Annotated in this window: 12 protein-coding genes; 5 read left to right on the top strand and 7 right to left on the bottom strand. The window is 69.2% G+C overall.

Translation table 11 applies throughout. The annotated features are described in order from the left end of the window. Positions 1–6: 6 nt before the first annotated feature. The 4 genes from ACFO5K_RS25300 to ACFO5K_RS25285 are packed head-to-tail and all read right to left on the bottom strand — an operon-like array spanning position 7 to position 10,430. Positions 7–5,154, bottom strand: coding sequence for an amino acid adenylation domain-containing protein (locus ACFO5K_RS25300; protein WP_378568006.1), 5,148 nt, complete (start codon positions 5,152–5,154; stop codon positions 7–9). A 14-nt stretch (positions 5,155–5,168) separates the two neighbouring features. Beyond that, positions 5,169–8,375: a nocobactin polyketide synthase NbtC gene (nbtC, locus tag ACFO5K_RS25295; protein WP_378568003.1), complete on the bottom strand. Its 3,207-nt coding sequence runs from the start codon at positions 8,373–8,375 to the stop codon at positions 5,169–5,171. Continuing rightward, positions 8,368–9,681 carry a beta-ketoacyl [acyl carrier protein] synthase domain-containing protein gene (locus tag ACFO5K_RS25290; protein WP_378568000.1) on the bottom strand — a complete coding sequence of 438 codons (1,314 nt, stop codon included), beginning with the start codon at positions 9,679–9,681 and terminating at the stop codon, positions 8,368–8,370. The genes nbtC and ACFO5K_RS25290 overlap by 8 nt, the downstream gene beginning before the upstream one ends. Then, the gene (locus tag ACFO5K_RS25285; protein WP_378567997.1) at positions 9,678–10,430 is read right to left on the bottom strand and encodes a thioesterase II family protein; all 753 of its coding nucleotides are present in this window, start codon (positions 10,428–10,430) and stop codon (positions 9,678–9,680) included. Before ACFO5K_RS25285 ends, ACFO5K_RS25290 begins: the two co-directional genes overlap by 4 nt. Positions 10,431–10,682: 252 nt before the next feature. On the opposite strand from ACFO5K_RS25285, the gene ACFO5K_RS25280 reads away from it, so the two are divergent. Then, on the top strand, positions 10,683–11,342 hold the full coding sequence (locus ACFO5K_RS25280; RefSeq protein WP_378567994.1) for a GNAT family N-acetyltransferase: 660 nt from the start codon (positions 10,683–10,685) through the stop codon (positions 11,340–11,342). A gap of 75 nt (positions 11,343–11,417) precedes the next feature. Here the strand turns inward: ACFO5K_RS25280 and ACFO5K_RS25275 are convergent, their stop codons facing one another. Beyond that, entirely contained in the window at positions 11,418–12,707 is a 1,290-nt protein-coding gene (locus ACFO5K_RS25275) for a SidA/IucD/PvdA family monooxygenase (RefSeq protein WP_378568331.1), read from the bottom strand. 105 nt (positions 12,708–12,812) lie between these two features. Between ACFO5K_RS25275 and ACFO5K_RS25270 the strand changes: the two genes are divergently transcribed. Further along, positions 12,813–13,520 (top strand): siderophore-interacting protein, encoded by a 708-nt coding sequence (locus tag ACFO5K_RS25270; RefSeq protein WP_378567991.1) that lies wholly within the window; start codon positions 12,813–12,815, stop codon positions 13,518–13,520. A 73-nt stretch (positions 13,521–13,593) separates the two neighbouring features. Here ACFO5K_RS25270 and ACFO5K_RS25265 read toward each other — a convergent pair whose 3' ends face one another. Next, positions 13,594–15,330 (bottom strand): ABC transporter ATP-binding protein, encoded by a 1,737-nt coding sequence (locus ACFO5K_RS25265; RefSeq protein ID WP_378567988.1) that lies wholly within the window; start codon positions 15,328–15,330, stop codon positions 13,594–13,596. Then, the gene (locus tag ACFO5K_RS25260) at positions 15,327–17,165 is read right to left on the bottom strand and encodes an ABC transporter ATP-binding protein (RefSeq protein ID WP_378567985.1); all 1,839 of its coding nucleotides are present in this window, start codon (positions 17,163–17,165) and stop codon (positions 15,327–15,329) included. The genes ACFO5K_RS25265 and ACFO5K_RS25260 overlap by 4 nt, the downstream gene beginning before the upstream one ends. 132 nt (positions 17,166–17,297) lie before the next feature. Between ACFO5K_RS25260 and ACFO5K_RS25255 the strand changes: the two genes are divergently transcribed. The 3 genes from ACFO5K_RS25255 to ACFO5K_RS25245 all read left to right on the top strand — a co-directional run bounded on the left by ACFO5K_RS25255 (position 17,298) and on the right by ACFO5K_RS25245 (position 19,766). Next, positions 17,298–17,879 carry a putative glycolipid-binding domain-containing protein gene (locus ACFO5K_RS25255; protein WP_378567982.1) on the top strand — a complete coding sequence of 194 codons (582 nt, stop codon included), beginning with the start codon at positions 17,298–17,300 and terminating at the stop codon, positions 17,877–17,879. 83 nt (positions 17,880–17,962) lie between these two features. Continuing rightward, a complete protein-coding gene (locus ACFO5K_RS25250; RefSeq protein WP_378567979.1) occupies positions 17,963–18,904 on the top strand; it encodes an RluA family pseudouridine synthase in 942 nt (313 codons plus the stop codon). Between the two features lie 130 nt (positions 18,905–19,034). Next, positions 19,035–19,766, top strand: a complete 732-nt coding sequence (locus ACFO5K_RS25245) for a CPBP family intramembrane glutamic endopeptidase (protein WP_378567977.1) — start codon at positions 19,035–19,037, stop codon at positions 19,764–19,766. Positions 19,767–19,779 lie beyond the last annotated feature (13 nt).

The raw sequence follows: 19,779 nt of genomic DNA, 5'->3' as shown, positions 1-19,779 counted from the left end.
GATGGGTCATGTCTGGGCGGACCAGGCGGCGGTGAGCGCGGACAAGGCGTCGGCTTCCAGCCCGGACGCGCTCATCGGCGCGTGCGAGATCTGTTCGGCCGCCGCGGCTTGCGCGGCGTCGACGGCAGCCGCCAGTTCGGTGATGGTGGCGCACTCGAACACCATCTGGGGGGTGAGTGCCAGGCCGAGCGCGTCGGCGCGGGCCGACCACTGGATGGAGATCACGCTGTCGCCGCCGAGCGCGAAGAAGTTGTCCTCGCCGGTGACCTCGTCGATCTCGAGCAGCTCCTCGATCAGGGTGATGAGGATGCGTTCGGTGTCCGAATCCGCGGTACCGCCGGCCGTCGCGGTGGCGGCCGGCGGTTCCGGTACCGCGAGCAGCCGGTCGAGGTCGGCCTGCGGCAGTACCCGCAGGTCGTCGACCGGCAGGTCCGGTGTTTCGGCGAAGGCGCGCAGGGTGGCGGCCAGGGCATCGGCGATGAGCGCGGCGGTGGCCGGGTCGTAGAGGTCGGCATTGACCACCACGCGCACGTCCATACCGCCCTCGGTGGTGACGTTCAGGCTCAGGTTCAGATCCAGGAACGACACGTCGAAATCGGCGGGCACCACGGTGACGGTGCTCTCCCCCGAGGAGGCGAACGGCAGGACCGCGGGTGCCCAGTCGGCGCCCCGGAAGTGGATCATGCTCTGGAACAGCGGGTTCCGCGAACGCGAACGGCGCGGATTGAGCGCCTCGACCAGACGCTCGATCGGGAGCTCCTGGTGGGCGTTGGCGTCGAGAACCACGTCGCGGGCCCGAACCACGGTGTCGCGCAGCGTCGGTGCGTTCGACAGGTCGTTGCGCAGCACCACCATGTTGGCGAACAGGCCGATCAGGTTCGTGGTCGCCGGATCGGTACGCGCCGCGACGGGCGTGCCGAGGGTGATGTCGGTACCACCGCCGAGGGTGTGCAGCAACGTCGCCACAGCAGCCTGGCAGACCATGAATTCGGTGGCGCCGCTACGCTTCGCGAGTGAATCGAGCCCCGCGCGCACGGTGGGCGGCAACGAGAAGGTGACCACCTCACCACGCTTGCCGAGCACCGGCGGACGCGCACGATCGTGGGCGACCGAGATCTCGTCGGGAACATCGGCGAGCTGCGCACGCCAGTAGTCGATCTGGGACAGCGCGAATTCGCTCGGCGCGGCCTGGTCGAACAGCTCACGCTGCCACAGGGCGTAGTCGGCGAACTGGATGGGCAGCGGATCCCAGCCCGGTGCCGCACCCTGCTCGCTGCGGGCCCGGTACGCAGTGGTGAGGTCGTCGAGCAGCACACCGAAGGACGCGTGATCGGCGACGATGTGGTGCACCAGCAGGGACAGCACGTGGGTGTTCGTGTCGAGTACCAGCAGTTCGGCGCGGACCAGCGGTTCGCCGTCGAGGGTGAAGTGGTAGTCGGCGATCTCGGCCAGTTCGGCGGTGAGCCGGCCGGCGGGGACCTCGCGGATCGGCAGCGGCACTTCGGTGGCGGGGTGGACAACCTGGTAGGGCTTGCCCTCGTGCTCGGGGAAAGTGCTGCGCAGCGACTCGTGGCGAGCCACCACATCGGTGAGCGCCGCGCGCAGGGCGGCGATATCGAGGACGCCGTCGAAGCGCATGGCCAAGGGCAGGTTGCCGACCGCACCCGCGCCGTCCATGCGGTACTGGAACCACATGGCCAGCTGGGAGTAGGACAGCGGGATGCGTTCACCCCGCGCACGGCCACCGATCGCGGGTCGAGCCGGCTTCTGTGCCGAGGTTGCCCGGCCAGCGTGCGCCTTCGCGGTTTCGGCGCGCGAATCAGCACCGCTGCCGCCCGAGACAGCGGCGGACACGGAGTCGGCGGCTACCGAGGCGGCGGGCGCGGGCGCCGGGTCCTGCGTCAACACCGGCGCGTCCTCGACATCGTTGTCCACCGCGTCCAGGTCGATGTCGAACTCCGCCAGGAAGCGGGCGACCAGGTTGGCGGCCAGCGCCGCCGGGGTGGGGCTGTCGAAGACCACGCGCACGTCGAGTTCCACACCGAACTCCGCACGCACCTGGGCGACCAGGCGGGCCGCGAGCAGGGAGTGCCCGCCGAGCTCGAAGAACGAATCCTCGGCGCCGACCTCGTCGAGGTCGAACAGCGCGCCGAACAGGGCGCAGACCTTGCGCTCGGTGGCGGTGGCCGGGGCACGGTGGGTGCGTACCACGGCGGGAGTGGCGGTTGGCAGCGCACGCTTGTCGAGCTTGCCGTTGACGGTGAGCGGAATCTCCGGGATCACCGCGAACGCGCTGGGCACCATGAATTCCGGCAACCCGCTCGCCGCGAAGGCCCGGACCTGTTCCAGGTCGACGGTCGTTTCGGCGGGCACGACGTAGCCGGTGAGCATGGCCCCGATGGCCGGGTCCTCGGTCACCACCACCACACAGTGCGCGACGGCGGGGTGCGCGGTGATCGCGGCCTCGACTTCGCCGAGCTCGATGCGGAAACCGCGCACCTTCACCTGTTCGTCGGCGCGACCGATGAACTCGAGTTCACCGAAGTTGTTGCGGCGCACCAGGTCGCCGGAACGGTAGAGGCGGGCGCCAGGGTTGAACGGGTCGGCGACGAAACGCTGGGCGCTCAGGGCGGGCCGGTCCAGGTAGCCGCGCGCGAGCTGGTCACCGCCCAGGTAGAGCTCACCGACCACACCGTCGGGCACCAGTTGCAGCGCCTCGTCGAGGACGTAGGTGTAGACGTTGCGGTTGGGGATGCCGATCGGCACCACACCGGTGCCCTGCGGTCCGGCCACCGGCATATGGGTGGAACAGACCACGGCTTCGGTGGGGCCGTAGTGGTTGCGCAGTTCGGCGTCGAGGGTGGCGGCGAGCCGGTCGGCCACCTCACCGGGCAGCGCTTCGCCGCCTACGGGGATCTTGCGCAGCGACTGCCATTCGCTGATCTCGGGCAGCAGCAGGAAGGTGCTCAGCATCGACGGCACCATGTGCAGCACGGTCACCTGGCGGCGGCTGATGAGATCGGCGACGTAGCGGACGTCGCGGAAAGCGTTGGGCTTGGGCACGATCAGCTGCGCGCCAACGGTGAGGGTGAGGCCGATATCGGCCAGCGAGGCATCGAAACTCACCGACGAGGACTGCATCAGCCGGTCGGCGTCGGTCATGTTCCAGTCGGCGGTGAAGCAGATGATGTGCTCGGCGATCGCGTTGTGCGGCACCGGAACACCCTTGGGTTTACCGGTGGACCCGGAGGTGTAGATGACGTAGGCGAGGTTGGCGGGCAGCAGCGGGCGCAACCGCTCGGCATCGGTGGGCGCGGTCGCGGGCAGCTCGGCCGCCGCTTCCTCGGCCGCAGCCAATTCGACTGCGCCGAGCAGTAATCGGGGGTCGGCGTCGTCGACGAGGTATTCGATCCGGTCGTCGGGGTAGACCGGGTCGATCGGCAGGTAGGCGCCGCCGGCCTTCAGCACGGCGAGCACGGCGACGATGAATTCCACCGAGGTGCCCAGGCGCAGGCCGACGATGTCCTCGGTGCCGATGCCCTGGCCGATCAGCCAGTGTGCCAGCCGGTTCGCGCGGGCGTGCAGGGCGGCGTAGGTGAGTTCGGTGTCGTCGGAGACCAGCGCGAGCGCGTCGGGAGCCGCGTCGGCGGCCGACTCCAGCAGGGCGACCAGGGTGGTCGCGGGCTCGTCGACGAGCAGCCCGTGTGAACGCTGCAGCAACGCGACACGGTCGGCTGCGCCGAGCATGTCGAGGTCGCCGAGCCGGCGCCGCGGGTCGCGCAGCGCGCTGTCGAGCAGCTGACCGAAGTGCACCAGCAGCTGGTCCACGAGTGCCTCGGACAGCACGTCGGTCTGGTATTCGGCTTCGACCACCGCGGTGCCGTCGTTGTCGAGCACCACGGCGAAGGCGAGCGGAACCTGCGCGCCGGCCGCACCCAGTTCGAGCTGAGTGGAGGTGATGCCGTCGATGGCGAAACCGTCGGCGCTCTTGCGCACACTGAAGCCCAGGCGCACCAGCTGATCGAGGCCGTCACGTCCGGCGACCCGGTCCGGGTTCGCCTCACGGACCACCCGGTCGATGCCGACGCCGCGACGGGCGAACGCCGCGGTGCAGGTGTCACGCACGGCGGCGACGAGGGCGGCGAAGTCGTCGCGGTCGCCGATGCCCGCGCGCAGCAGCAGCGTGTTGCCGAAGTAGCCGATGAGCGCTTCGGTGCCCGCGGGGCGATCGGTGACCGGGATGGAGACCAGGAAGTCGTCGGCGGCGGTGTAGCGGTGCACGAGTGCGTCGAAACCGGCGAGCAGCACCATGAACGGGGTGGCGGCCTGTTCGCGCGCGAATTGTTCGGTGCGGGTGACGATGTCGGCGGGGAGGCGGTGCGTACGGCGTTCGGCGTGCCTGCGCGGGTTCGCGGCGGCCGAACCCGGCAGCTCCAGGGGCTCGGGTAGCGGGCGCAGGGCTTCGCGCCAATAGGCGACGTCGTCTTCGGCGGGTTCGGCGGTGGGTGCGAGTGCGGCGAACTGCACGGTGTCGGCGGCCGCGGCGGTGCCACCGCGGTAGGCGGCGTTGAGTTCGGTGAAGAACACCGCCCACGAGTCGTCGTCCCAGCAGATGTGGTGGATGGTGAACAGCACGACGTGTTCGTCGGCGCCGGTGCGGATCAGCGACGCGCGCAGCGGCAGGTCGGCTCCCAGGTCGAACGGGCGGGCGAACTGACGTTGAGCCAGCACCTCCACCCGCAGTTCACGGGCTGATTCGGCCAGCTCGGCGAGGTCGTGGGCCGACCATTCGGCGCGGGTGTCGGTGGTGAACACCTGGAACGGCGTGCCGTCGGTGTCGGCGCCGTAGGTGGTGCGCAGGATGTCGTGGCGGGCCACCACCGTGTCGAAGGCGGCGTGCAGGCGATCGGCGTCGAGTGGGCCGGTGAGGCGGTAGGCGACGCAGATATTGAGGGCGGTGTCGTCGGTGTCGCGGGTCTGCAGGAACCACATGCGTCGCTGACCGGGAGTGAGCGGGCGCCGCTCCCCCGCCGGAATGCGCGGTACGGCAGCGGGTTCGGCGGTGGTGGCGGCCATGCCGCGTTCCCGCAGCTTCTGTTGCAGCAGCAGCTTGCGGCGTTGCGCGACGGACAGGGTGGCTTCAGTGTCTGACATGTTCTTTCGGCCCCTCAGCCCTGGTTGGTGTTCTGTGCCATCAGCAGCACGACATCGTCGAGTGACGCGCCGCCGAGGATCGCCGCGACCGGCAGGTCGCGATCCAGTTCCGCCTTGACGCGCTTACGGAAGTCCAAGGCCTGCAGCGAGTCCAGGCCCAGCGCGACCAACGGCATGGTGGCGTCGATGGTTTCGGCACTGTCACCGCCGATTACCTTCAGCAGCTCGGTGCGCACGCGCGAGTCGAGCGCCACGTTGTCGTGTGCGGCCGGGGCGCCCGGATCCGCGGAAACGGGTGGGTCCTGTGCTTCGACGGGCCCGGCGGCCGCCGGGATCGCACGCTGTTGCTGTGGGCGGACGCTCGACTCGAGGCCGGCGATCACCGTGTCCTGTCCGAACGCGCCGAGGATCTCCCGCAGGAAGTCCCAGTCCGCGGCGATGATCATGCCGTCACGGACCGGTTCGGCCAGGCCGGCCTCGATCGCGTCGGCGGGCACCATCGGGAACACCCCGGCTTCTTCCACCCGCGCGAATCCGGCGTCGTCGAGCGGGCCGGCCACACTCCACAGGCCCCACTGCAGGCTCGCCGCGGCGACCCCGCGCGCACGCAGACCGCGAGCGACCACGTCGAGCATCCGGTTGGTCACCGCGTACAGGATCTGTCCGCGCCCGCCGAGGGTCGCCGCCATCGACGAGCACAGCAGCACCCGGCAGTTCTCGGTGCGGGCGACGGCCGCGAGCAGGTTGTCCAGGCCGCGCAATTTGGCGCTCGCGGCGGTGTGCACGGCAGCGGCGGTGACCTCGTCGAGTTCGGCGTCCACGTAGTTCACGGCGGCGTGGATCACCAGGTCGACGGGACGGTCGGCGATCTCGGTACCGAAGGCCGCCGCGGCGTCGGCGTCGCTGACATCGCAGGACCGCACGATGATCTCGGTGGCCCCCAGACCGCGCAGCCGCGCCAGTTCCGGGGCCAGCGCCTCGGTTTCGCCGCTGCGGCTCAGCAGGGTGACGCGGCTCGCGCCGGTGCGCGCCAAGTGGTCGGCGAATCGCAGGCCCAACTGGCCGGTGCCGCCGATGATGACCACATGGCCGAGACCCGTTCCGATCGAACCGGTTTCGGTTGTCGAATCGACAACCAGGCGCTTCGCGAACAGCTTGCCCGCGCGCAGAGCCAACTCGGCTTCACCATTCGAGTGCACCGCGGTGACGATCCGGGCGGCCTGGGCGGTCGCGTCTTCGCTCACGGCGAGGTCCAGGTGCCGGAAGCGGATGCCGGGGTGCTCGATACCGACGCTGCGGAACCCGGCGGCCACACCCGACTGGAACAGGCCCGGGATCGGGTCGCTGTCGTGCACGACCTCACCACCGGCGGTCAGCAGCCAGCACTCGCCACCGGGACGCAGCGCGGCCAATACTGGGGCCCAGGCGCGCTCGGCGTAGAACTTCGTGAGCGCGTCGATCGCGGTGGCGGTGTCATCGACGGTGGTGGTGGGGAGCAGGATGACCACGGTGTCCACGGCGACGGCGCCGGGCACGGCACGAGCGTCGGCGAGTTCCACCGGGCCCAGCACGCGGGCTTCGGCACCGTGGCGGTCCGCTGCGGTGACCAGCGCGGCGGCCAGATCGGCGCATTCGCCCGTGTGATCCACGATCACCAGGTTGCGCGGTGCGGTGAGCGTGCGCCGCTGCAGTGGCGTCCACTGTTCCACCAGCCGTTGCGGTTTCGGCGTGGTGACTGCGAGCTCGGCGGGGGTTTCGTGGGTGCCGAGCGAGGCCCAGAGCCGCTTGGGGGCGGTGACGGTGTGCGGGAAGTCGCGCAGTGGCAGGGTGACGCTGTCGTCGACCCGCAGTGCGTCCCAGCGATAGTCGGCGTCGAGAACCGCCACCTGAGCCAGATTGCGGGTGAACTCGGACAGGCCGGCCGCCGTGCGCAGCGAGGTACCCAGCACGCGGAAGTCGCGAGGCGGCAGGCCGGGACGGTTCGGGACCAGACCGAGGTTCTCCTGCAGCGCCAGTTGCAGCACAGGGTGTTCGGCGACCTCGATCAGCAGGTCCACGCCGTCACTACCCGCGGCGATCACGGCGCGGTCGAACCGGACGCGGTTACGCAGGTTCCAGTACCAATAGTCCTGGTGTTCCAGGTCAGTGGTGATTGCGGTGCCCAAAGTCGCACCGTAGCAGGGGATTTCGGACTCGGCGAAGTGCGCGCCGCTCATCTCGTCACCGAGCATGTCCTCGAAATCGGCGCGCAGCTCTGCCACGATCGAGGTGTGCGCCGGGTAGGCCACACGGATCTCACGCGCGAACTGGCCGCGTTCGGTGGCGGTGGCGACCAGGTCGAGGATGGTCTCGCGGTCACCGGAGATGGCGAGGATGTGCGGGGAGTTGATCACCGACAGCTCGGCCCAGCCCGAATGGCGGGCCAGCAGCGCCTCCACACTGTCGCGGTCCATGCCGAGCACGGCCATCGAGTATCCGCGCGGGGAGATGCGCTCGACGAGGTGTGCGCGGTGGGTGACGGCGAGGACCGCGTCGCGCAAGGTCATCACGCCCGAGACCGCGCCCGCGGCGAGCTCACCCTGGCTGTGGCCGATGGTCGCGTGCGGGTCCACTCCGGCGCCACGCCACAGGGCGGCCAGGCCGGTCATGTGGAACATCAACGCGGGCTGCACTTCCCACACCGTGTCCTCGAACTGCCCCTCGTTGCCGAGTAGGTAGTGCAGCGGCTGGGAGTGCCCGAAGCGTTCGGCGTGGATGGCGGCGCACTCGTCGACGACATCACGGTAAGCCTGGGACTGCGCGTAGAACAGTGCGCCCATGCCGGGGCGCTGACTGCCCTGACCGGGGAAGACGAAACCGATCCGGCGTGCGGTCGCCGGGGCGTCACCCGCCACGACCAGGTCGTGGTCGGCACCGTTCGCGATGGCATCGAGAGCCGCCCGCAACCCTTCGGTCGCCGACACGTTCTCGTCGAGGCCCGTCGGGGATCCGTTGCCCGCGGGCTGCCGCGAACCCATCGCTGTCGGCCGAGCGAGGATCAGCGCCCTTCGCCGGCGCGGCACGCGGGTACGGAAGAGCATGTCCGCCAACCGCTCCGGTGTCACACCGGGGTGGGCATCGAGGTAGTCGCGCAGGGCGGCGGCCTCCGCGCGCAGTCCGTCGGCGCTGTCGGAGGACAGCAGGACGGGAACGGTCCCGTCGGGCATCCGGTACTCAGCCATGGTTGGTCTCCTCCAGCACCGGCAGGCCGACAATGGCGTGCGCGTTGGTTCCCGCGACACCGAAGGACGACACCGCGGCACAGCGCAGCCCGTTCGCACGCGGCGCCCAGGCAGTGGGTTCGACCGCGAGCCGCAGACTCGTGGCCGCCCAGTCGATATCGGTGGTCGGGGTGTCGGCCCACAGGCTCGGTGCGATCGTGTCGTGCGCACCGCACAGCAGCACCTTGATCAGGCCGAGCATCCCCGAAGCCGCTTGGGCATGGCCCACATTGGATTTCACCGAGCCGAGCAGTGCACCGGTGTCACGGTCCGGGTTGCCGTAAGTGGCTGCCAGGGCGCGCAATTCGAGGGGGTCACCGACCGCGGTGCCGGTGCCGTGCCCTTCGATGAGGTCGATGTCGTCGGCGTCGACCCCGGCCGCGGCGACGGTCGACTCGATCAGCCGCTGCTGGGCGGCCGCGCTCGGGACCGCCAGCGCCGCACCGGCGCCGTTGTGGTTCACCCGCGAACCCAGCAGCTGCCCGTAGATCCGGTGCCCGAGCGCCTTCGCGCGCGATTCCCGTTCCAGCACGATGACGCCCGCGCCCTCACCCCACAGGGTGCCGGTCGGGTCGGCCGCGTACGAACGGCAGTGACCGTCGGTGGCGAGCGCGTTGTTCTTGGAGAACTCGTAGAACGCGCCGGGTGAGCCCATCACGCACACCCCACCGGCCAGCGCCCAGTCGCACTCGCCCGCCCGGATCGCCGAGGCCGCCTGGTGCACCGCGGTCAGCGAGGACGCGCACGCGGTGTCCACGCTGATCGACGGGCCGACCAGGCCCAGTCCGTGCGAGATCCGGCCGGCCACCGCACCGAGCGCGGTGCCGGTGGCCCGGTAGCCGCTGTACTCGCTGACTCCCGTCGCCCGCGGCCCGTACTCGATCACCGAGACACCCATCCACACCCCGGCCGCATCGCCGTCGAGTGCACCGGGATTGATACCGGCGTGCTCGAGCGCGCGCCAGGCCACCCGCATGCCCACTCGCTGTTGCGGGTCCATCGCCACGGCCTCACGCGGGGTGATGCCGAAGAACTGGGCGTCGAATTCGGCGGCGCCGTCGAGAAAGCCACCCGCGTCGCGCACCGGCGCCCAGCCGTCGAGTCTGCCGAGGGCGAAGATTTCGGCCAGTGGCCAGTCCCGGTCGCGCGGGAACGGGCCGATCAGCTCGCGGCCACCGGCCAGTGCGGACCAATACGCGGGCAGGGTATCGATACCGCCGGGGGCTTCGATCCCCATGCCGACGATGACGATGGGGTCGGCGCTCATCGGTTGATCGCCTGTCCGGCCAGTACCTCGGCGATGCCGTCGATGTTCTCGTCGATGTAGAAGTGACCGCCCGCGAACAGGTTCACCTCGAACTCGGCGGTGCTGCTGTGTTCCCAGCCGTAGAGGTCGCGGGGCCCGACGAACGGGTCGTCGTCGCCGCCCAGTACCAGCACGGGCGCGTCGATGCGCACGTCGGCGCCGCAGGAGTAGGCGTCGAAGGCGCGGTAGTCGGCCTTGAGGACCGGCAGGGCCATCCGCATCACTTCGCGGCTCGACATCACGTCGGCGCCGGTGCCGTTGAGGGCGGCCATGTGGTCGAGCAGCTCTTCGTCCTCGGTGGGATGGCCGGGCAGTTCAGCGATCCGGTGCGGCGCGGCCGCAGCGGAGACCACCAGCAAACGCACGGTCAACCCCGCGGCCTCGGCCAGCCGGGCGAATTCGAACGCCACGATCGAGCCCATGCTGTGGCCGAACACGGTGAGCGGGGCGCCGATGTCGTGCGCGGAAGCGCGGAAGGCTTCGAAGGCGCCCGCGGCCAGCTCGGGCAGGGTTTGCGCGACGGGCTCACGCAGCCGGTCCTGGCGGCCCGGATACTGCACGATCATCGTGTCGAAGTCCTGGGCCATCCGCTTGGCGAAGACCCGGTAAGCGGAAGCGCCCGCACCCGCGTGCGGGAAGACGATCAGTGGTGGGAGGGAATCGGTCCGGGGGGCCTGGAATTGCCTGATCCAGCCGAGTTCTCTTGCCATGTTGCTCTCCCTCACCGGCCGCACAACACTGCGCTACCGTTAGCACTATCTCACCGTGGCAGGCACGGGTCAGCCCGGCACAGCTCGTCCGGGCTGGGGCGAATCCTGTTGTTCCCGAACATCACCGGTTCGGGCAACATCCCGGCAACTACCGGGCGATCGGTCGGGTAACAGTAACACCCGGCCGTTAGTATAGGCTAGCCTTACAAACTGAGGTGACCAAGGTAACGATCGAAACGGAGCACCGAGCAGATGAACCCCGCCGGGACCCCAACCGCACTACCTCGTGAGCGGACCGACGCGCCCACCGAAGTAGCCGCCGCCCCCGCGCCCGTCCTGCCGGTGTTCGCCGCCCCTTTCACCCTGCGCATCGCCGACCCCGACGGCACCGACCCCGAACTCATGGCCGAATGGATGGCCCGCCCGCACCTGCTCGAGTCCTGGGAACAGAACTGGGACGCCGAGCGGCGACGCGCCAACTTCCGCGCCCAGCTGGCCGGAACCTATTCCCGTCCCTGCATTCTCAGCCTGGACTTCGCCGTGCTCGGCCAGCCGGAACTGGGCGTTCGCGATATCGCCTACCTCGAGTTCTACCGGGCCGCCAAGGACGAGATCGGCGGTTTCTACGACAGCGATCCCGGCGACATCGGCTTCCACATCGCCACCGCCGACCCCGCGGTGATCGGCAAGGGCATCATGTCGGCCTGGATCTCCACCATGACCACCGCCGTCTTCGCCGCCGACGCCGCCTGCCGCCGGATCATGGGCGACCCCGACCACCGCAACGTCGCCATCGCGCGCAGCCTGGCCAAGGCCGGATTCCAGCGGATCGCCGAGATCGACGTCCGCCCGGACCGGCGGATCTCCCTGCACGCACTGCCCCGCACGCCCGCGGATCTGCCGGTCGTCTGATCGACCAGACGTAATCGTGCGATCGGCCTTCGCCCGGTCAGCTATCTGACTGCCGACCGCATGATTACGCCGAACTCAACGAGCAGCGACCCGCCCCGCCCCGGCGCGTGCCCGCGCCGGCTCGCTCTGCAGCACCCGATCCGAAAGCTCGCCCAGGCAACTGAGGTTCGGGAAGCCGGGCCCCTGCGACATCGCGGCCATATTGGGCAGGTACAGCTTTCCGGCGAGACCGGTGACCGCCAGGTCGTAGCCGATCGACGATTCGATCCGGCGCTGCGTCAGCGATCCGCCGACCGCGAGCTCGAGCAGATCGGCGGTCTGCTGGTCGAACATGTCGAGGAACCACAGCGGCTGACCGCCCGTCGCGTCCACCACCAGGTCGAAGTTGTGCACCTGGTCGGCGCGTAGCTCGTTGCTCAGCGTCAGAGCCAGCGACTCACCCTGAGGCGCGATCTTGGTGACCCGGCCCTGTAAGTGGTGCACCCGGTTGTCGCCCAGCAGGCTTTCCTGCACCCGCACCGAGAAGACGCCGCGGTCGGTGCGCCGGATGACGTCGCGACGCTCTTGGATGCTCAGCGCCGCCCACTTCACCGGGTCGCTGAACAGGGAGTTCTCGAAGTAGCTCTCGCCACGGGTGTAGAGGGTGGCCAGCGGCGAGATCACCGAGATGGTGAGCATCTCGTGCCGGACCAGTTCGTCGAGGGCCGATCCGCCGGTCTCGCCGCCGCCGATCACCGCGGCGCGGGAGGCGGCGGGCAGGGCTCGCCTGCCCGCCCGGTCCCAGAATTCGGCGATGCTGAGCACGCGCGGGTGGTCGAGCAGAGCGCGGGTGCTGCGGCCGGGGCCGGTGATCATCAGACCGTCGGCGGTGAGCTCGGTGCGGGCACCGTCGGCGTCGACCACCTCGACCTGCCACTGGTCACCGATGCTGTTGCCGCCGTGGCCGATGCGTTCCACGCGGCCCAGTACCAGCTCCAGGTCGATGGATCTGGCGACCCACTGCAGGTACTTTGCCCACACGTGGTGCTGCGGGCTCGGTCGGCCGCGGTCGATCCACTCGGCGTAGGTACCGTGTTCGATCAGGAAGGTGTTCCAGCTGAAGGCGGCCATCGCGTGGTCGATGTCGCGGTTGCGGCCGCGCGCCCAGGTGGAGTGGTACGGAAAGCCGATGTCCTTCTCGGGACTGGTGCCGAGGCGATGCTGCCCGTCGGTCCAGCCGCCGGTGGGCAACCAGTTGCCGCCGACGGCGTGCGCCTCGACCACGATCACGCGCGGCGCTGCCATGCCGAGAGAACGCAGAACATGCGATTTCGCCGCCACGGCAAGAGCCTTCGGTCCCGCGCCGACTACCAGGAGGGTTTCCACCGGTTCGTTCTCCACTCTCTCACGCACTGCCCTATATTTGCATAGGCTTACCTTAATCAGCCACCGGGGGCAGACAAGCAAGTTCCGTTAGGCTAACCTAATGTCATGGGTAAGGGACTGAACGGCCTGATGGTCAAAGCATGGGGCGGCGCGGATTACCGGCTGACAGTGACCGCCAACGAGCAGATCACCGACAAGTTCGTGCGGATCAGCTTCACCGCGGGTGGACTGCTCGCCGATCACCCGGTGCATCCCACGCAGTGGATCCGCCTGTGGATCCCCGACGCCGACAGCGACAAGCTGCACCACCGCGGTTACACACTGGTCAACCAGAACCCGCTCGACGACACGGTGAGCATCGATTTCGCCCTGCACGACGGCCCCGCCGCCGACTGGGCCCGCCGCGCCGCACCGGGCGACCCGCTCGACGCGACAGTCCTCGGCTCGGACTTCCAGCTGCCCGAACCCGCACCCTGCGAATACGTCCTCTTCGGTGACACCGCCTCGCTGCCTGCCATCAACTCGCTGCTCGACGCCATCGGCGACACCCCGGCGCGTGTCTGGCTGGAGTGGCAGTACGAGTCCGACATGACCATCCCGGTCCACAACAAGCCCCACCACACCGTGACCTGGGTGCAGCGCATCGACGACGGGCGCCTGCTCCGCGAAGCCGCCCAGGAAATGACCTGCCCCGCCGAGGCCTTCGCCTGGGTCGCCTGCGACGGCCACACCACCCGCTCGATCGTGAAGACCCTCAAGCATCAGCACGTGCTGCCCAAGACGTCGATCAAGTCGCAGGCGTACTGGAAGTGAACTCACCCCCTGAGCCCCGGCACCGCGCAGCGGTGGTCCGGGGCTCAGTGCTGTGGCCCCGGACCACCCTGGCTCACACCGTGGCCGGTTCCAGGCGCCAACCGGTGGCCCGCTCGCGCTCGTTCCAGAAGGCCGCGTAGCGACCGTCGCGGGCGAGGAGTTCGGCGTGGGTGCCACGTTCGGTGATGCGCCCACCGTCCAGGAACAGGATCTGGTCGGCGTGGGCGATGGTGGTGAGCCGATGGGCCACCACTAGGACAGTTTTGCCCCTGGTGAGTTCATGGATACCGCGCACCACCACCGCTTCGCTGTGCGGGTCCAAGGCGCTGGTGGCCTCGTCGAGCAACACGATGGGCGCGTCCTTCAGCAGCGCGCGAGCGATCGAAACCCGCTGACGTTCACCGCCGGACAGGGAAGCGCCGCCCTCGCCGACCGTGGTGTCGAAGCCGTCCGGCAGGCGCTCCACGATCTCGTCGACCCGGGCCGCGACGGCGGCGCGGGTGAGTTCGGCGTCGGTGGCGCCGGGCTTGCCGATACGGATGTTGTCGGCGACCGAGCGATTGAAAAGGTAGACGTTCTGGAAGACCAGGGCGAGCTGATCGAGCAGAGTGTCCGACGGCTGGTCGCGCACATCGTGTTCGCCCACACTGACGACGCCGGAGTCGACGTCGTAGAAGCGGGCGGCGAGCCGGAGCAGGGTCGTCTTGCCCGCGCCGCTTGGTCCGACGATGGCGGTGGTGGTGCCCGCCGGAACCGTGAAGTTCAGGTCGGTGAGCACGGATTCGCCGGGGCGGTAACCGAAGCTGACGGCGTCGAACACCACCGCGGGCGCGCCGGGGGTGACCGGCTCGGTGGCAACGGGCAGCGTGGGTTCGGCCAGTAGTTCGGTGATGCGATCGGCGGCCGCGGCGGCCGAGCGCAACGCGGCGCCGAGCTGGGCCGCCTGATTCACCGGTTCGATGAAACGCGAGCTCACCGCGATCAGGGCGATCGCGGCGGCGGCCGAGATCGAACCGCCGGTCACCTGCACCACCGCGATGTAGGCGAGCACCAGGAACACCGCTTGCACGAACAGGGCGAACACGATCAGGCCCGGCACGGTGGCGATCATCATCTTCCGCACCGCCGCGCGCTGGCGGACCAGCGCCGACTCCAACGCCTTGTTCCCGGCCCCGACCGCGCCGAACGCCCGCAACACCGGCTGGGCCTGGGCGAACTCGACCACCCGCGAATCGGCTTCGGCCGCGGCGGCGTGCAAGCGCGCATCGGCGCCGGTGTAGGCGCGATTGGCGAGCTGGTTCACCAGGTACAGCACGGGCGCGGCCGCCAGCATCGCCACACCGATGCGCCAGTCGATGAACAGCATGCCCACCGCGACCACCACCGGCACGATCACACCGGTGAGGACCTTGGTGAGCAGATAGGCGATCAAGCCCTGGGTCTCACGCACCTGCTCGACCACCACCCGCGAGAGCGGGCCGGCGTCACGACCCTCGAACCAGCCCAGCGGCAGCGCGTTCAGCTGATCACCGAGCCGGGTCTGCAGTCCGCGCTGCATCCCGAGGCCGATACGCAGCCCGATGACGGACTGCAGATAACCGAAGACGACCACGCCGAGAACCGCCGCGCTCATGCCCAGCGCCCACAGCCACGCGCCGCGCAAATCGTCATCGAAGACAGCTTCGAGCACCGGGACCAACAGCAGATAGGCGATGGCCTGACACAGCGCCTGCAGCACGATGGCCGCGAGCAGGCGCGGGATCAGCGGGGCGAACTCGTCGGGGACGAGGCGGAAAACCTTGCGAATCATCGTGCTTCCTCCACCAGGGCCAGGGTGCCGAGCGCGGCCTCGTTGATTTCCCACAGTCGCTGATACAGCCCACCGGCGGCACACAACTGCGCGTGCGTGCCCTGTTCTACGAGGACTCCGTCGTCGAGCACCAGGATTCGGTCGACACCGGTGATGGTGTGCAGACGGTGTGCGATCACCAGGACGGTGCGACCGGCCACCAGGGCGGCCAGCGCGTCCTGCACAGCCGCCTCGGATTCGGGATCGGCGAAGGCGGTGGCCTCGTCGAGGACGAGTACCGGAGTGTCGGCCAGCAGCGCCCGAGCGATCGACAGACGTTGCGCCTCACCGCCGGACAGGGTGGCGTCGGCGCCGATCTCGGATTCGTAGCCGCGCGGCAGCGCCATGATCCGGTCGTGGATCTGGGCGGCACGGGTCGCGCGCTCGATGTCGGCCTGCTCGGCACCGGGGCGGGCCAGCAGCAGGTTCTCACGGATCGACCCGCGGATCAGCCGCACATCCTGGAAGACGAAACCCACTGTGCGATAGAGCTCCTCGCTGCTGAACTCGCGAATGTCGCGACCGTCGATGGTGATTCGGCCCGCGCCGACGTCGTAGAAGCGTGGCAGCAGCTTGGCCAGGGTCGACTTGCCCGAGCCACTCGGACCGACCAGGGCGGTGATGGTGCCCGGTGTGAGTTCGAGGTCGATGCCGCGCAACACGTCATGGCCCGCGCGATAGGCGAATTCGACACCCTCGAAGCGGACGACTCCCTGCTGAACGGGGATCGGTGCGGTCGATTCGGCGAGGTCGAGTTCCGGGGTCTGCTGCAACTCGTGCAACCGCAGCGCGGCGGCGCCACCGGCGCGCAACGCCTGCGAGCCGTAACCGAGGCCGAGCAGCGAACTACCGATACCCAGGCCCACCAGCAGGAACGGCAGCAGATCCAGGGGCTGCACCCAGCCGAGGCCGATGAAGCCGAGCCCACCGAGAACAACCACCAGCATCACGAACACCGGGGCGACCACGATGTCGGAAGCCGACTGCACCCGGATGATCGGCATCTTCATCCGGTGCGCGGCGTTCACCTGACCGTCGACGGCATGCTGGAACTCGGTGTGCGCCTTGCCCGCCTGGCCGAAGGCCCGCACCACCTGGATGCCGTCGACGAACTCGATGGTGGCCTCGGCGGTGCGGCGCTCCCAGCGGGTGTAGACCGCGAGCCGGTCGCGACCGTCGCGGTCCATGATCTTGCCGAACAGCACGAAGTAGGCGATCAGCGGAATCAGCAGCACCAGGGTGAGCCGCCAGTCGACAGTGCACAGGTAGCCGAGGGTCACCAGCGGGACCACCAGCGCGCCGACGAACTCGAGCCGGGCATGGGCCACCAGGTAGTGCAGCGCCTCCACGTCGTCGCGCAGATAGGTCTTCACCGCACCAGAACTGCGCTCACCGAACCAGCCGAGCGGCACCCGGGTGAGTTTGGCCGCCAGCAGCCGGCGCAGCGTGAGCTGGTAGCCGGCGTCGACGGTGTGCGACCAGGTCAACGCCACCGCCTGCAACAACGCGCGCACGACGAGCACCACCACGGCCGCGCCGAACAGCCACCAGACCCGGTCGGTGTCGACCGGGGTGGCGAGCAGTTCCCGGCAGGCCTGCACGATCAGCAGGAACGGCACCACGGTGCACACCGAGGCCACCGCCACGAGCAGGCTCGCCAGAGTGAGCATGCCCGACACCGGGGCCAGAATTTCCTTGCGCGCCAGCGCTTCTCGTTGCTTCTGCGCTTTCGCGGCCGCCTTGGTCGGCCGGTTGCCCGACTCCACCCCCGGCGGCGGCGCTACCTGCACCGTCATACGTTCTCGCCCTCTCGACCTGTTCACGGCAACTCGCCTAGGGTAGGTTAACCTAAGTTACCTGGTGGTGGTCGGGTGGAAACGTTGCTCGCGCCGACGATTGACTGACGATATTTCGGGAATGCCCCACTCGTGTTCACTCCACTGCCTACCTCAGCCGCCTGGGTACACCGCGAGGCGCGCACCGGATTCGAAGTGACGTACTTCCGCGACGGTGATCGTGGAGTGCTCGTCGAAGGGTGCGCGACCGGAGTCGAGGACGGAGCCACCTGGGCCATCGACTATCGACTACGACTCGATGGCAGCTGGCACACCCGCTCGGCCCAGATCACCGGCCGCTACCCCGACGGCAGGCGCACACTCACCGTGCACTGCGACGGGCTCGGCCGCTGGCAAGTCGACGGTGAGTCCACACCCGAACTCGACGGCTGCCTCGACATCGACCTCGAAGCCTCGGCGTTCACCAACGCGCTGCCGGTGCACCGCCTCGGCCTGTCGGTGGGCGACTCGGCCGACGCCCCGGCGGCCTACGTGCGCACCGGCGACCTCACGGTGACCCGGCTGCCGCAGCACTACCGCCGCATCGTCGACGACACCGACACCGGCCCGCGCTACGACTACAGCGCGCCCGACTCCGACTACCGGGCCACCTTGAACTACGACGAGTCGGGCCTGATCGTCGATTACCCGGGCCTCGCCACGCGCGCTTCCTGAGCGGCCCGGTCACCGCGGGCCCGACCAGCCGGTTCCCAGGGGCACTGTGCCCGTGGCGCGGGCCACCGACCACACTTGTCGGTATGCGACGCAGGCAGCAGCCGCCGCTGCCCAAGCGGCACGGCCTCGACCCGGCCCGGCTCCGGCTGCCCGAAGATGGGCACTGGGCCACCGTGCGCGCGCACCTGGTGGATCGGTTGCCGCGGGTGGACCCGGCGCGGATCGACGAGATGCTGCTGGCCGGAGAAATCGTCGACCTCGACGGGCCGCTCGCGCCGGACGCGGCGTATGTGCCCGGTGGCGCAGTGTGGTTCCACCGCGACCTGCCCGTCGAGAAAGAAGTACCTTTCGACATCGGCATCGTGCACCGCGACGAGGACATTCTGGTGGTGGACAAACCGCATTTCCTGGCGACCATCCCGCGCGGGCAGCACATTCTGCAGACCGCCCTCGTACGGCTGCGCCGCGAACTCGACCTGGCCGAGCTCATTCCCGCGCACCGACTGGACCGGGTCACCGCCGGCCTGATCCTGTTCGTGGTGAACCCGGCGCGGCGCGGCGCCTATCAGACGATGTTCGGGCACCGGACCGTGCGCAAGGAATACGAGGCGATCGCCCCCTATGATCCGGCGCTGGAGCTGCCGCGGGTCGTGCGCAGCCGGATCGTCAAGGAGAAGCAGGTGCTCGCCGCCTACGAGGTCGCGGGGGAACCCAATGCCGAGACCGAGGTGGAACTGCTCGAGCACCGCGACGGGCTCGGGCGGTACCGGTTGCGCCCGCACACCGGGCGAACCCATCAGCTGCGGTTGCACATGAACGGGCTCGGTGTGCCGATTCTCGGTGACGATTTCTATCCGGTGATCACCGATAAATCGGTCGACGACTACTCGCGGCCGCTGCAACTGCTCGCGGCCTCGCTCGAATTCACCGACCCCGTGAGCGGTGCGCCGCGACGTTTCGAGACGCGGCGCAGTTTGCAAGCATGGACCGATTTGCCCGGATGGTCGGAATCGATTGTCGAGTAGCTCACTGCCGGGATGAACCTTGTCGATCTTTCCGACCGTTCGAACAGCCTGCTAGCCGTGGAGAATCGGGTGGTCGAGCGGCGTTCACCGGGCCGTTTCCATTCCGTGATATTTCCGTAGACTCGTGCAGGTGCCCGTACCCGCCGCCGAATCCCGGCCGAAGCTGCATGCCTACCTCGATCTGGTCGTGGTCGTCGCCGTGCTCGCGGGCACGAATCTGATCGTCCATTTCACCACCGCGTGGGCCAATATCGTCACCGTGCCCGTCGCGGCGATCGCCCTGCTGGCACTGATGCGCAAGCGCGGACTCGGCTGGTACGAACTGGGCCTGTCGCCCCGGCACTGGCGACGTGGCACCGGCTACGCGCTCGGCGCGGTCGCGATCGTGCTCACCGCGGTCGCGATCGGCGCGCTACTACCGGTGACCAGGCCGTTCTTCCTCGCCGACCGATACGCGACGATCTCCGGCGCACTCATCGCATCGATGATCGTCATCCCCTTGCAGACGGTGATCCCAGAAGAACTCGCCTTCCGCGGAGTGCTGCACGGCACCCTCGACCGGGTCCTCGGGGTACGCGGGTTGTTCGCGGCGGGATCGCTGCTGTTCGGCCTCTGGCACATCGCGTCGTCGATGGGTTTGACCAGCGGCAACCAAGGACTCACCGGCATCGTCGGCGGCGGAGTGCTCGGCCAGGTCATCGGTATCACCCTCGCGGTAGCGGCCACCGCGGCGGCGGGCGTGGTCTTCACCTGGCTGCGGCGGCGCAGCGGCAGCCTGCTCGCGCCGATCGCGCTGCACTGGTCGCTCAACGGCGCGGGCGCGCTCGCGGCGGCCATCGTCTGGCATACCGCGATGAGTTGAGCCCGCTTACGCG

This window comes from Nocardia halotolerans (assembly GCF_042650145.1).
Classification (GTDB): Bacteria; Actinomycetota; Actinomycetes; order Mycobacteriales; family Mycobacteriaceae; genus Nocardia; species Nocardia halotolerans.
This window is presented reverse-complemented; position numbering and strand designations above follow the sequence as displayed.

Excerpts from the sequence above, each read along its gene's own strand:
- ACFO5K_RS25300 (WP_378568006.1), bottom strand. The coding sequence starts at position 5,154 with ATGTCAGACACTGAAGCCACCCTGTCCGTCGCGCAACGCCGCAAGCTG.
- nbtC (WP_378568003.1), bottom strand. The coding sequence starts at position 8,375 with ATGGCTGAGTACCGGATGCCCGACGGGACCGTTCCCGTCCTGCTGTCC.
- ACFO5K_RS25290 (WP_378568000.1), bottom strand. The coding sequence starts at position 9,681 with ATGAGCGCCGACCCCATCGTCATCGTCGGCATGGGGATCGAAGCCCCC.
- ACFO5K_RS25285 (WP_378567997.1), bottom strand. The coding sequence starts at position 10,430 with ATGGCAAGAGAACTCGGCTGGATCAGGCAATTCCAGGCCCCCCGGACC.
- ACFO5K_RS25280 (WP_378567994.1), top strand. The coding sequence starts at position 10,683 with ATGAACCCCGCCGGGACCCCAACCGCACTACCTCGTGAGCGGACCGAC.
- ACFO5K_RS25270 (WP_378567991.1), top strand. The coding sequence starts at position 12,813 with ATGGGTAAGGGACTGAACGGCCTGATGGTCAAAGCATGGGGCGGCGCG.
- ACFO5K_RS25265 (WP_378567988.1), bottom strand. The coding sequence starts at position 15,330 with ATGATTCGCAAGGTTTTCCGCCTCGTCCCCGACGAGTTCGCCCCGCTG.
- ACFO5K_RS25260 (WP_378567985.1), bottom strand. The coding sequence starts at position 17,165 with ATGACGGTGCAGGTAGCGCCGCCGCCGGGGGTGGAGTCGGGCAACCGG.
- ACFO5K_RS25250 (WP_378567979.1), top strand. The coding sequence starts at position 17,963 with ATGCGACGCAGGCAGCAGCCGCCGCTGCCCAAGCGGCACGGCCTCGAC.